The organism is Ruegeria sp. BB6 (assembly GCF_056539385.1).
On the sequence record NZ_JBQFUW010000002.1, the window covers coordinates 607,489 to 620,040 of the forward strand.

Genomic DNA, 12,552 nt, shown 5'->3' on the forward strand with positions numbered 1-12,552 from the left:
GACACCCCCTCTAAGGGGTGTGTCCTGTCCCGTCCCCTGCCCATCTCCCGGTTTGCCGGGGACGTGAGGGGAAGTGTTTCCTGAAAGTCCCGTCTCTCACAGGATCTCATGGTCGTCCTCCGGCTGCGCCCCGTGGTCATTTTCCGTCAGAACAAAACCCCGATCGCGAAGTGCGATCAATTCTCGGTCTGCAAGGTCCACGCGGGCCTCGCGGAATGTCTTGCGTTTTCCGTTATCAGTTTCCGCCGCAGAGAACTTCGGATCGGCGATACACGCCGCCCGCCACTCATCTTCAGAAACACTACTCTGCCACCGGAGCAAGTCTGTCAGGATTTCGAGTGCGACACGTTTACTTCGGGCCAATGGCTTGCCTGTCTTTTGCAGTTCGGTGGCGTGCTCCTCCACGCAGATCGCGGTCAAGACCGGCTCGCCGTCATCGTCATTTCCCATCTGGACCGTGTCAACGCGAAAGGCCAGTTGCTGATCAGTGCTGCCGTTCCGGTTCTTGGTCGGTCGGACGCAGACCACCTTGCCGTTGCGCTTCAGGTGCAGTGACAGGTCCAACGCGCCGTTCAGGATGGAGTGACCTCGCGGCAGCCCGTCGCCGGCCTTGGTGTCGTGGTGGACAAGCACGACGGCGGCACCCCATCGGGTCAAGCTACGGGCTACAGCAACGACTCGGCCCATCGCCTTCGCCTCGTTCTCTTCTAAGCCTGGGAAGGCAATAGCGAGCGTGTCGATCACAATTAGCACCGGGCGCCGGTCCTCAACAGCGATCAGCAATGCCTTCAGGTCTTCGCTGTTTTCGCTCAATAGATCGGAGACGCCTTCCACCAACCTGAAGGCATCGGCATCACCGTATTGACCTCGGAGTGCCTGAACTCGCGCGCGCATGCCATGGCTATCCTCTGCGGCAACGTAGAAGACGCCGCCCTGTCGGTTCCGGCAGCCGAAGACTTCCGCGCCTTGCGCTATTGCATAGCCCAGATAAGGGGCCAGAAGAGATTTACCCGCACCCGGTGCGCCAATGACAGCGGCAACGTCGCCCTCGCCCAGCAGACCCTTGATAAGATAGTTCCGGGTAGGCAGGGTTTCGCAATCAGTCGGGCTCAGAAATTTCAATCGCGAGGGCGGAAGCCCCAATAGTTCGCGGGCTTCTGCATCCAGCGACCCGTGCCCAGCGGACCGCAAATCAGTCGTCTCGCCAATCTCAACATCCGCGTCAGTCAAGAGCGCAAGCGGGTCGTCCCAACCATGCTCACGCGCTTTCATGAAAAGTGTTTTTTTTGTGATAGAATTACCTTCGAATTTGCCGAATGACCGCCACTTACTCTGGACTTCTTTGATGGAAAAACCATCGTAGCCCGCAGACCATGCCAGAGCGAGAGCAAGCCCCTCTTCCGCGCCGCCGGTTGCGTGATGAACGGCCATTAGGGTTTCAATCCAGTCGCCATAGTAGAGGTCATTGGGCACGACATTCAGTGCATCACGGATCGTGTCTAGATCGCACTCGCCGAGTGCAGATTGTTCCTTCTCGCATTTCTGTTTCGTGAGTGCATGAAAAATTAGCTGAGGGACAGCGGTCAAACAACCAAGTTGAAGATAGTTCAAATCACCCCGTTTTATTCGGTATTCCCCGAAGACCGTCCGGGCACCGGGGGCAAACACGAAGCCGCCTTTTCCGCGTGTGTCGATGCCCGGGGCGATATTGTCTTGTGAAATGCTGAGACCAATCGAGTTCTCAAAATAAAGGTGCTCGCCCCCAGACGGTGTTTCTACAGTGAAAAGCGCATCTTCCGGGTCGAGACCCATAGCCTTGTATGCAGCGGAACCGTCCTTCCCGTCGCGATCATCCAAATCAATCACAAGAAAATCGCCAGTTGGCATCCCCGGAACCGCACTAGGGTTTTCATCCCACCAACTGTTAATCTGGACGGGATCAGTCGAGGCGTCTTTCACCCAAGATTTGACAAGAACCTTGGCTTTCTTCTTGCCGGGCTTTTTCGGGTCGTGGGTCACGTGAACGGGGAATACCCGCAGGTCATGAGCTGCAGCATCTAGGGCCGCTTGTCTGTTCTGGTCATAAACTTGTTGCGCTTGTGCTTTGGTGGTGGTTTTGCTATTTTTATTCAGCATCTTGCTTCCTTTTGGCAGAGGATTGCGGGATCGTTTTTTTTGGATGCCTCCGCCGTTTTTCTCGGCGGGGGTTTTTTGTAATCGTCAAGCGTGATTCATGCTTCAGTTCCTCTCTTGAGGCCCTGTAAAGTTTGACAGTTCACGTGAAAGTCCTTGAAAAACAATAAGACGCTTTCGCCGGGGTTTACACTTCAAGCCATTGATTTAGCTTGAAACTACCAGTTCAGGGTCGCCCACCATCTTCTTCAGATGGTGACAAAGTTCAACGGGCCGTTAGTTCGGCAGGCATTGCCACTCGTCCACCACCTGCCCCCCTTTCAAAACCAGAAGCGGTCCGAACTGATTCAGCACGGCCTCGCTTTGTGTTGGCCGCAACAGAGCGATGTCCCCGGGTTTCACGTTTGAACCCAATGGACCGGTCCATACTTCCTGATTGCTTGAGCGGCCGAAGATCGACGAATAGGAAAAACCGTCTGGAAACACAGGCTGCCCCAGAAAATGCCCGCCAAATATCGCCAAGTCAGTCTTCCGTCTGGGCAAGATGTCCAAACCGGGCAACGCGTTGCCTTGCATCACTTTCAGAATTGGCGAGGCAATAAAAGCGGCAGGTTGAAATGCCGTCGTCGTCGCATGGTCAAAATCGGTGGGCTTGACCAATACCGACCCAAAGGCGACCTCGTTGGCTGCTCCGTCAGCGGCATAGGACTGAAACGTCAGGCTGCCCCCGGTATTGAGGCAAAGCCCCTCGCCTGCATTTGGCAGCCCCGCTACAGCGCGTTGGAACGCACCTGCGCTGGACCGTGCGGCGCGGGATTTCAGGACACGGGGCAACTTGGCCAGATGCGCCTCGTACCCCATGACCCCGGCCAACCTCGCATATGGGTGGCTGCCAATACGCTGCACGATCCCAGGGACGTCTTCGGGACGCAGCCCACCCCGGTGTAAGCCGACATCGGTTTCCAGCGACACGCGAAGCGGAACACCAGTGGTTTCTGCCAGCTCCAGATAAGCGTCCAAATGTTCCCGTGTGTCGATGAGCCACTGCACACGCTCGGCCGCACTTGTGCAGTTTCGCAAAATCCGAGCCGCTGAACTGACAGGAAGGGGTTTGCCGATCAGATGGTCAGTGTCAGGTTCAGCCTGCAATAGCGCCGCAAGCATAGGCTCGGAGAAGGTCATAAGACCAGATGACGGTATCTGCGTCCGGATATGATCAAGCAGCGGCAAGCATGGAAGGGACTTGGCAACAAGACGACACGCCAGACCCGGCGCGACCGAGCCACGCGCCGACGCGCAATTTGCATCCAGCCGATCCAGATCGACGACGGTCACTGGTTTGTCGACGCCATAGTCGCGCAGCGTGCTGGACAGGTTTTGCAAATACGTCGCTGTCATGGTCGGAACAGCTTGGCCAAGGCAGGCGTGAGAAACTTGCCACCAGGGTCCATTTGTTCCCTCAACGCGCAAAAACGATCGAAGTCAGGGTAGAGGCGCGAAAGTTCTTTATACGTCAGATTATGCATCTTTCCCCAATGTGGTCGGCCTCCGGCCTCAAGCAGCAGAGGCTCGATTGCCGAGAAATAGCGGGCGTGATCCTCGGCCGCGTCGGTGTGCAGCGCGATCGAAATGCGCGGCCCGCCCTGAAACGGCGAGAGGCAGGCCGTGTCACCCGCAGTTTGCCTGACCTCGATGGGAAAATATATGTCCTTATGATCACGATGTAGGCGCGTCAGCACCTCACGCAACACCTCGTCCGCGACACCGGGTGGGAGGTGATATTCCATCTCGTTGAACCGAATGTGGCGGTCGCTGCACAGAACACGCCAGCTTTCACCCACATAGTCTTCATCCGAGTGTGCCAATGTTAGCAACTTCAGCAATACGCTTCGCAGGCTGTCGCTGACCCGGCCAGCGTTTCTGGCCAGTCTCATCATCTTGACCGCGATCATATCCAAATCGCGCGGAGCTTTGGTCTCGGCTGCTTCGGTCAGTTCATGACGAATCTCAACGGCCTTGCCGGTGAAGGGGATATAAAAGAATTCAAAGTTCCGAAATTCGGCCCACTTCTGATGCATGCTGGCCAGAGTTTCTTCAAGCGGAGCCAGCCGCACGCGGCGGCGCAGGTTGTGTTTCGGGACCACCGCGATCTGAACCTCGGACAAAACGCCAAGAGTACCAAGCGAGACCTGCACCATTTCAAGTGGGATGTCCTGCGTCGACAGGATGTCCCCGTCCGCGCCGACCAGACAGGCCGCAGTTATTTCCGCCGCAAGGCACGGCAACGTGCGCCCCGTCCCATGCGTCGCGGTTGATACTGCGCCCGCAATCGACTGCGCGTTGATGTCGCCAAGGTTGCGAAAGGCCAATCCATGGTCGGCAAGCGCCGGAGACAGATCGCTCAGACGCGCGTTTGCATTTGCCCACACCCTGTCTTCGCCGACCTGACCTAATGTCGCCAATTCAAGGCTGGACAGGTCCAGCATCCGGTCCGCGCCCGACACAATCGGTGTAAATGAATGCCCCGATCCGACAACCCGCAGACTACCGGGTTGTGCGACAGCCTGTTGCAGATCAGCGAGCGAAACAGGGCGTGTAATTGGCGCGCTTGAACTTTGGCTTCCCGACCAGTTGGTCCACATCTGCGATCTCCTCCGGGTCGGAGGATTGCAGCACATTGACCCCGAAACAAGTCAGGTTTCCAGTAGCTTACCCTACGGAAGGCACCTTCAGGCAGCAGCCGCGCGCTCTGCTGTCACCCGGTCGAACCACCCTATGATCGCCTCAAGTTCGGGTGCGATCTGCTCGGCGGCTCCTCCGGTGAATTCCTCGAACTTTTCCTTGTTCAGACCATTCACTCCGACCAGAACAGGGATGTCCTGCGCGAGTGCCTCGGCAATAACAGGACGGAAACCGCGCCCATCCGCTTCGTGCTTGCCGAACTTGTTCACGATCAAAAGTTGCGGTGCATCCGCCAGCGAAGCCGTGACATACCCCACAGCTTTTTCCAGCGCGGCGGGATCCAGACGGCAGCCCCGTGATTGCGAACCAAGCGACTGAGAGATGCGAATGGTTTCTCCTGCTGGCAGGACGCGGACATCCATATCGCACTTGCTGCTGTCGGCGCATTCGGTGTTGGTTTGCACCACGCCCACCAGCCGCGCGCCGGACTCGAGCATTTGTTCCGCAGCCGCGCTTAGCAACCGGTCAGTGGCTCCGCGATCAGTGGTTGTTACATAGGCCAAGTACATTCAGGGGACCCCCGTCGAAAAACTGTGACATTCCAAATAGCACGCATGTCCCTGTCCGACCACTGTTCTACGTCATGGTAGAGGAGAAAGCCCGATCACGGATGCGTGCAGGTAAAGCAGTCCCGCAAAGACGACCAGCGAAACCAGCCAAATCCAAAGGCCAGGCCAAGGGTGCGGTGCGCGCAGGGACAGACGCGCGGTATTGCGGGAAAGGCGTTTCCATTCGGCACCCAATTCTGTCGATTTACGACGATCTATCAACATCATGCCCATTGCAGAGAACCCCGCGAATAACCCAAAGAGGATCACATGGGACAGGCTGCCATTTGCAAGCAGATGCGAGATCGACCACAGCGAAAGCGCCGCAAGCATCGGATGGCGCGTGCTGCGCAGAATACCGGGGTTGTCCGGGTCGAAGGCGCGGCTCCCCACCCCTCCGAATGAGAAAGGGTTCTGAATCGACAGCCCGGCAATCGCCAGCCAGCAAGCGACGGGCATTATCAACAACGGCACCCACCGCAAGATCGCAAGCGGCGGGATGACCTCGACGTAGGGTGCGTGTGCTGCGGCGGCTATAAGCCAACCAAGAGCCGACAGAGACACTACGGAATAGGTCGCAAAATACCCTTTGCGACCCAGCACCTGAATCAGCCAATTTCGCACGGACGGTCGGGCCGGAATAACGTGCGTCAGCAGAAAAGTGATTAGCGCGGCCAGGAACACTACCCACCCGGTCATGCGAGCCTCCAAACAACCCGCGGCTGGTTTAAGCCAGCTCGGAAGAAGTGTCTTTGTCCGATATCAATTGGGACGCAGAGGCGGACACGCCGCCCCTGCCCTTTCTTACAAGCCCAGCGCTTTGCGGCGTTCTTCGGCAAACCCCTGCACCATACGGTCAGCGATCAACGCAAGTATGGCCATCGCAGCCCCCGCTGAAACACCCAAGCCCACATCTGCCTGCCCTAGCGCCAGGTAGATCGACTGACCCAGACCGGTGGTCCCGATCAGCGCCGCGATCACCAGCATGGCAAAGGCATAGAGGATGGTTTGGTTCAGCCCCAACAGGATGGTCGGCGCGGCATAGGGCGCGCGCACGTCGCGCATGATCTGCCACTCGGTAGCGCCGCTGGAAATGGCGGCCTCCATCATTTCTTCGGGAGTGTTGACCAGACCGTGGCGCGTGTAACGGATCATCGGGACGATCGCGTAAGCGCAGATGGCAAGGAAGGCCGAGAACTCTCCGATCTGGAACACCATCAGCACCGGGATCAGGAACACGAACAGAGGGATCGTCTGCAGCATGTCGCAGATCGGGCGGACGACTTTCCACACCGGCTCCCATACTGCACTGGCCAGGCCGATCAGCCCGCCGACAACGGCGCATGAGAACACCGCCGCGCCGCTGAGGTATAGCGACAGCAAGGCGCGCTCCCACAGGCCCGAGACGAGGATGGTGCAGAGCAGCCCCACCGACAGTGCCGCCAAACGCCAACCTCCCGCGACATAACTGAGCGCAGCAGCGCCAGTCAGCACGAAAGGCCACGGCAGGTTTGCGATGCCGGTTTCCAACATGCCGATCAGAATCAGCACGACCAGCCCGCCGGTCAGATGCCCGCGCCATGCCATCAGGGTGGCGATCACGGCGGCCAAGGCGAACAGGCCATAGCTCATGCCCGGCGTCCACTGGAACCCCCATGTGAAGGGTAGCACCGCCTGATCCAGCCCGATCCGCAACGGCAGCAGCACGTAGAACAGCGAGTTATTCTTGAGCGCATCCAGCCATGGGCCATTGGCCTGAGTGAACGCGGTTAGGCCACTGTCAATCGCCCCGGCTACAGGGTCCAGCAGGGTCAACTCAGACGGGTTCGGGAGCCACAGCCAGAAGGCGGCGGTGAACAGGACAGTAAAGCCCAAAACTGCCCAGACAACACGCTGGTCATAGCGTTTGCGCTCGGTCGCGAGCGTACCGCTCATCCGGTCGATGACGACGGCAAAGACGACAATGACCAAACCGGCCATCAGGGATTCGCCGAATTGCGCCTTGCGCATGGTCAGCAGGACTTCCCATCCGATATCATTGAACCCGCCAATCACGGCGGCGATGATGACCATCGACAAGGCAGCCATCAGGCATTGGTTCACACCAACCATGATCTGCGTTGCAGCCGCCGGGATTTCCACCTGAAACAGTTGCTGGAACCGGGTGCCGCCGGACATGATGGCGGCCTCTTTGATCTCGGGCTCGACACGTTCCAACCCCAGCATCACATTGCGCGCCATCGGCGGTGCGGCGTAGATGGCCGAGGCGATCAGGCCCACAACCGGACCGAAGCCAAACAGCAGCAATAGCGGCGTTAAATAAGCAAAGGTCGGCACGGTCTGCATGATATCAAGCACTGCCTGAACCAAGGATTTCACGCGGGGGATTTCATTGGCGAGGATACCGATCCCGCCGCCGACAACCAGCGCCACAGGGACCGAGACGGCGACCAGCGCCAATGTATTCATGCTCTCGGCCCAGTAGCCCGAGGCCAGCACAAAGCTGAGACCAAAGAACCCCAGCGCCGCCATAGGCAGCCCGCCCAGATACCAGCCCAGCGCGGTCACAAGCCCGATCAGGATCGGCCAAGGCGTGTTCGCCAGAACGAAGTTCGCCGCGTCCATCGGATAGGTCATCAGGTCAGAAAACAACCGCATCGCCGGTTTGATGCCGTTCAGGAACCAGTCGAGGAAGGCTCCGACCCACTGCGTCGCGGGCAACTCCCATGCGGCGGGCCATTTAACCAGCCAAGGGGCGACGCCCTCAAGCACCAGACATACAGCCCCGACGATTACCGTGATCAGCGCAGCCTTGGCCCCCACCGTCAGACGGGCCTGCGTGGGGATGTCCGTGACGGCGCTCATGTCTCATCCACCTGAAGCGCCGCAGCCAGATCGGACGGGTGCACCGTGCCGACGATGTTGCCCGCCTCATCGCGCACAGGCACAGGCTCGTGCAGTTCCATGCAGTGGGCAAGAGCCGCGTCCAGCGTCATGCTGGTCGTCAGACCAGGATCGTCCGGGCCACGCTGATCGTCGTCGCGCATGACTGAGGCGACCTTGGCGTGCCGCCCCTTGGCGACGTCCTTCGAGAACTCGCGCACATAGTCGTCGACTGGACGCAGCACGATATCCGTTGGCGTGCCGATCTGCACGATCTTGCCATCGCGCATGATGGCGATCCGGTCGGCCAGTTTCAGCGCCTCTTGGATGTCGTGAGTGATGAACACGATGGATTTCTTCAACGTCGCCTGAATGCGCAGGAATTCGTCCTGCAACTGGCGGCGGATCAAGGGATCGAGGGCCGAGAACGGCTCGTCCAGAAACCAGATGTCGGGGTTCACAGCAAGGCTGCGGGCGATGCCCACGCGCTGCCTCTGACCGCCCGAAAGCTGCCGGGGGAAACTGTCCTCGCGGCCCTCCAGACCGACCAGCGAGATCACTTCCTGCGCCCGCGCCAGCCGTTCCTTTTTGCCGACACCCTGCACGCGCAGCGGATAGGCCACGTTTTCGGCGACGGTCATATGGGGGAACAGACCGAAATGCTGGAACACCATGCCCAGTTTCTTGCGACGTAGGTCTGTCAGAACTTTCTTTGACGCGCCCATGACGTTCTCGCCATCCACGCGAATCTCGCCCCCCGTGCCGGACAGCAGTTGCGAGATACAGCGGATCAGCGTCGATTTCCCGGAACCCGACAGACCCATAATGACGAATAGTTCGCCTTCTTTGACCTCGAAATTGGCGTCCTGAACGGCGGGAATAAATCCGTTTTCCCGCAATTCAGCCGCGGCTTTGTCGGCGTCGCTCCCTGACCGAGACAACGCGTCGGTCAGGGCTTTTTCAGCACCGGAACCAAAGACCTGCCAGAGATTCTGGCAGGCAATGGCTGGCGTACTAGCGTCAGTCACTTAAACAGGCTCACTGGGTTGCCGCGTCAACGACCGGACGCCACTTGCCTTCGTTCTCGGTCATCCACGCGGCGACGACCTCTTCGACCGAGCCACCATCAACGTCGATCGCGCCCATCATCGGCTGCTGGTCTTCGACCGCCAGTTGATAGTTGGTCAGGATCTCATATGCAGCGGGCCATTTGTCTTCCATGCCGCTCCAGCTTGCCTTGAAGATGCGCGAAGGCGAAAAGTCACAGTCGTTCACCGCGTTCGGGTTCGGCCCCCAGGATGGGTCATTAAAGCACGCTTCTTCACCGGCTGGCAGCTCAACGAATTGCACGTCATAGGCCGACATCGCCCAATGCGGCTGCCAGAAGGTGATCAGCAGCGGCGATTTACGCTCGGTCGAAGCACGCAGCTCCGCGATCAGAGCGCCCTCGGACCCAGCAGGAACCGCTTTGAACGGCAGCTCAAGGCCAACCATGCGGTCCGCACCGGGGGTGCCCCAATCGGCCGGATAATCGACCAGACGACCACCGGGCAGCGTTTCCGCCGTCGCAAAGACCTGCGCGCAGTCTTTCAGGGCTTCCCAAGCAGGCAAGCCCGGGCACAGTTCGGCCACGTGCGCGGGGTACGCGATACCCTCCTTGGCATCCAGACCCAGATCACCGATTTCAACAACGGTGCCTTCTTCGATCTTCTTGGCGTATTCGTCCGAGACGTTCGACGACCAGATTTCAAGCGTCGCGTCGATGTCGCCATCGGCCAGCGCCTGGAACTGGTTCATCATGCCCGCGGTGACATATTCCACGTTATAGCCCGCGGCCTTTAGCATCTCACCAGCAACATGCGTGGTGACATGCTGACCGGTCCATTCGTTGATCGCCAGTTTGATCGGCTCGTCCACAGCGCCCATATCGGCTGCGTATGCTGATCCGGCTACCGTCATCGCCAAAAGGCTTACACTCAGTTTTTTCATCGACATTCTCCCTGTCTTCTATTTTTTTGCCCAAACCGGCGCGGTCGCGCGCCGGAAGGCTTGTCGCATGACAATACCATGTCGCAACATGCACAAATTTGGCCGGAAAAGGGAAGCAAGCAGTTTAGTCGAGGCAAATTGGCCCCGCCCGTCAACTGATCGTATTTTCCCACCGTTCGTATTGCGCAGCGCACCCGCCCCAACGTGTTTTCACATTTGGTCGGGCCGGAAGTTGATTGACGAGTCAATCACAAACCGGAATCACTCGCTTTGTCGAGTATTTCTTTCTCAAATTGCGTGAATTTCTGTATGTCGCGCAAAAAACAGACCCCAACAGGAACCTTGCATCGGCCGCATCTACACGCGACCCTGAACTCGGAGGACGCCTTTGATGCATCATTTTGACGAGATTTATTCCATCGCAGCGCAACGACACGGTGGCCCGGACGCCTTGGAACAAAACCTTGGAAAACCCAAAACCCTGGCTGAACTTGCGTCGATGCCCGAGGACAGATGGCTATCGATCATAACCAAGTGCATTTTTCAGGCTGGCTTCAACTGGAAAGTCATTGAGAACAAGTGGGAGGGATTCGAGACCGCTTTTGATGGGTTCGATGTCGGTCGGTGCGCCTTCATGGATGATGAGAAATTCGACTCGCTGCTTCAGGATACTCGTATCGTCCGCAATGGCACCAAGATCGCGACAGTACGCGACAACGCCGCCTTTCTGCTGGAGCTTCGCACAGAAGGTGGCGCAGGACAGGTTCTGGGGGGCTGGCCCTCGAGGGATTTTGTCGGGTTGTTGGCAATGCTAGGCAAGCGCGGGTCTCGCCTTGGCGGAGCTTCGGCCCAATACGCAATGCGTTTTGCCGGTCGCGACAGTTTCATTCTGTCCCGAGACGTCACCGCGCGCCTGATTGCAGAAGGTGTCGTCGATAAGGCTCCGACTTCAAAAAAGGCAATGGCTGCCGTTCAATCGGCCTTTAACACTTGGATGGAACAATCGGGGCGCTCCCTGACCGAAATAAGCCGCGTTTTGGCGATGAGCCTGTGAAAACGGCTTGCAGAGCGTAGGCAACGCATTAGGCTTTGATTATGACGCGTTTCATTTTGATGACGTTTCTATTGCTGCTTGCCGCCTGTGGTCGTCCACTGACGGATCAGGAGGTCGCGTTTGCCAGCGCTGTTCAGGGCGACACACTGAACGTGAAAAACGTGCGTCTCGTCGAAGGTGCTCCGGTCGCGCCGATTACGTTTTATCGCGAAAAGCGCCCTCGCCTCGCCTGCCGGGAACGTATCCTACCGCCTGCCGAAGAAGGGATCGTTACGGCGAAACCTGCCGCTGTTGCCCTGTTCAATCGTGTCTACTTTACGCGCGATTGGTATCTTGAGGATTATATGTCGGAATTCCCCGAGCAAATGGACCTGATCGCAGCAATGCTGCTGGCGCATGAGCTTACCCACGTCTGGCAATGGCAAAACCGGAAAACAACTGGCTACCACCCCCTGCGCGCAGCCGCAGAGCATGGCGGGAACAAAGACCCCTACCTGTTCGATCTGGACAGCTCACCCGATTTCCTGTCGTACGGGTTTGAACAACAGGGCGCGATTGTCGAAGAATATGTGTGCTGTAGGGCACTGGACCCGGCCGCGCCACGCACCCAGAGATTGCACGTCATGTTGGGTGAACATTTCGACTTGTCGCCGCTGCCGAAACAGCAACGCGAACGTGCCGTTGTCATTCCTTGGGCCGACGCCAAAATCGAAGGCATCTGCCACTAGGGATCAGCCGCCCTGCAATGTCTCAAGATACGCCACCAAATCCACAATCGGCTGGCTTGTCAGGATCGGCTGGCCATCAGGCGTTTTCATCGAGGTATCCTGCCCTTCAAAATATGGCCCGTAGACCGGCATCGGACTGCCGTGGCTGACCAGTGGATCGCGCCCGTCAATGCGCGCCACGACCCGAGCGGTCGGGAAAACGCCATCCTCACCGGCAAGCTGGGTCAGGTCTGTGGGCTGAATGACCAGAACACCAGCCATCGGTCCGTGTCCCGTCGCGTCGATCCCATGACATGTCGCGCAATAGTGCTGGTAGAGCTCGGCCCCGGTGTCCACATCCTGAGCAACTGCCTGCGACGCCATCGTCGCCAGCCCTATGGAAACTGTCCTGAGTATCTGTCTGATCATCCTATCCTCCTGTCGCGATTGACATTTACAGGCTTGCCCGAAGCCTCGCATGGCGCAATGATCCAGA

Annotated in this window: 11 protein-coding genes; 2 read left to right on the forward strand and 9 right to left on the reverse strand. The window is 58.4% G+C overall.

Features of this window, described 5'->3' with window-relative positions:
• Positions 1-96: 96 nt before the first annotated feature.
• The 8 genes from ACR0B7_RS07400 to ACR0B7_RS07435 all read right to left on the reverse strand — a co-directional run bounded on the left by ACR0B7_RS07400 (position 97) and on the right by ACR0B7_RS07435 (position 10,295).
• Positions 97-2,136 (reverse strand): AAA family ATPase, encoded by a 2,040-nt coding sequence (locus tag ACR0B7_RS07400; protein WP_170352516.1) that lies wholly within the window; start codon positions 2,134-2,136, stop codon positions 97-99.
• A gap of 273 nt (positions 2,137-2,409) precedes the next feature.
• Positions 2,410-3,531, reverse strand: coding sequence for an alanine racemase (locus tag ACR0B7_RS07405; RefSeq protein ID WP_170483933.1), 1,122 nt, complete (start codon positions 3,529-3,531; stop codon positions 2,410-2,412).
• On the reverse strand, positions 3,528-4,775 hold the full coding sequence (locus ACR0B7_RS07410; protein ID WP_170483934.1) for a D-arabinono-1,4-lactone oxidase: 1,248 nt from the start codon (positions 4,773-4,775) through the stop codon (positions 3,528-3,530). The genes ACR0B7_RS07405 and ACR0B7_RS07410 overlap by 4 nt, the downstream gene beginning before the upstream one ends.
• Positions 4,776-4,862: 87 nt before the next feature.
• Positions 4,863-5,384: a DUF2478 domain-containing protein gene (locus tag ACR0B7_RS07415; protein ID WP_170411061.1), complete on the reverse strand. Its 522-nt coding sequence runs from the start codon at positions 5,382-5,384 to the stop codon at positions 4,863-4,865.
• 72 nt (positions 5,385-5,456) lie between these two features.
• Positions 5,457-6,122, reverse strand: a complete 666-nt coding sequence (locus ACR0B7_RS07420; protein ID WP_170483936.1) for an NnrU family protein — start codon at positions 6,120-6,122, stop codon at positions 5,457-5,459.
• Between the two features lie 105 nt (positions 6,123-6,227).
• Positions 6,228-8,288, reverse strand: a complete 2,061-nt coding sequence (locus tag ACR0B7_RS07425; protein WP_170569334.1) for an ABC transporter permease subunit — start codon at positions 8,286-8,288, stop codon at positions 6,228-6,230.
• Positions 8,285-9,334 (reverse strand): betaine/proline/choline family ABC transporter ATP-binding protein, encoded by a 1,050-nt coding sequence (locus ACR0B7_RS07430; protein WP_170483940.1) that lies wholly within the window; start codon positions 9,332-9,334, stop codon positions 8,285-8,287. Before ACR0B7_RS07430 ends, ACR0B7_RS07425 begins: the two co-directional genes overlap by 4 nt.
• A gap of 10 nt (positions 9,335-9,344) precedes the next feature.
• Positions 9,345-10,295, reverse strand: a complete 951-nt coding sequence (locus ACR0B7_RS07435; protein ID WP_170384450.1) for an ABC transporter substrate-binding protein — start codon at positions 10,293-10,295, stop codon at positions 9,345-9,347.
• Between the two features lie 391 nt (positions 10,296-10,686).
• On the opposite strand from ACR0B7_RS07435, the gene ACR0B7_RS07440 reads away from it, so the two are divergent.
• Positions 10,687-11,349 (forward strand): DNA-3-methyladenine glycosylase I, encoded by a 663-nt coding sequence (locus tag ACR0B7_RS07440; protein WP_170483942.1) that lies wholly within the window; start codon positions 10,687-10,689, stop codon positions 11,347-11,349.
• A gap of 41 nt (positions 11,350-11,390) precedes the next feature.
• On the forward strand, positions 11,391-12,077 hold the full coding sequence (locus ACR0B7_RS07445) for a hypothetical protein (RefSeq protein WP_170384455.1): 687 nt from the start codon (positions 11,391-11,393) through the stop codon (positions 12,075-12,077).
• Positions 12,078-12,080: 3 nt separating this feature from the next.
• On the opposite strand, the gene ACR0B7_RS07450 is transcribed toward ACR0B7_RS07445, so the two are convergent.
• Positions 12,081-12,485 carry a c-type cytochrome gene (locus ACR0B7_RS07450; RefSeq protein WP_170483944.1) on the reverse strand — a complete coding sequence of 135 codons (405 nt, stop codon included), beginning with the start codon at positions 12,483-12,485 and terminating at the stop codon, positions 12,081-12,083.
• Positions 12,486-12,552 lie beyond the last annotated feature (67 nt).

What these genes read in the sequence shown, in the direction of transcription:
- ACR0B7_RS07400 (WP_170352516.1), bottom strand. Translation starts at nt 2,136, where the DNA reads ATGCTGAATAAAAATAGCAAAACCACCACCAAAGCACAAGCGCAACAA.
- ACR0B7_RS07405 (WP_170483933.1), bottom strand. Translation starts at nt 3,531, where the DNA reads ATGACAGCGACGTATTTGCAAAACCTGTCCAGCACGCTGCGCGACTAT.
- ACR0B7_RS07410 (WP_170483934.1), bottom strand. Translation starts at nt 4,775, where the DNA reads ATGTGGACCAACTGGTCGGGAAGCCAAAGTTCAAGCGCGCCAATTACA.
- ACR0B7_RS07415 (WP_170411061.1), bottom strand. Translation starts at nt 5,384, where the DNA reads ATGTACTTGGCCTATGTAACAACCACTGATCGCGGAGCCACTGACCGG.
- ACR0B7_RS07420 (WP_170483936.1), bottom strand. Translation starts at nt 6,122, where the DNA reads ATGACCGGGTGGGTAGTGTTCCTGGCCGCGCTAATCACTTTTCTGCTG.
- ACR0B7_RS07425 (WP_170569334.1), bottom strand. Translation starts at nt 8,288, where the DNA reads ATGAGCGCCGTCACGGACATCCCCACGCAGGCCCGTCTGACGGTGGGG.
- ACR0B7_RS07435 (WP_170384450.1), bottom strand. Translation starts at nt 10,295, where the DNA reads ATGAAAAAACTGAGTGTAAGCCTTTTGGCGATGACGGTAGCCGGATCA.
- ACR0B7_RS07440 (WP_170483942.1), top strand. Translation starts at nt 10,687, where the DNA reads ATGCATCATTTTGACGAGATTTATTCCATCGCAGCGCAACGACACGGT.
- ACR0B7_RS07445 (WP_170384455.1), top strand. Translation starts at nt 11,391, where the DNA reads ATGACGCGTTTCATTTTGATGACGTTTCTATTGCTGCTTGCCGCCTGT.
- ACR0B7_RS07450 (WP_170483944.1), bottom strand. Translation starts at nt 12,485, where the DNA reads ATGATCAGACAGATACTCAGGACAGTTTCCATAGGGCTGGCGACGATG.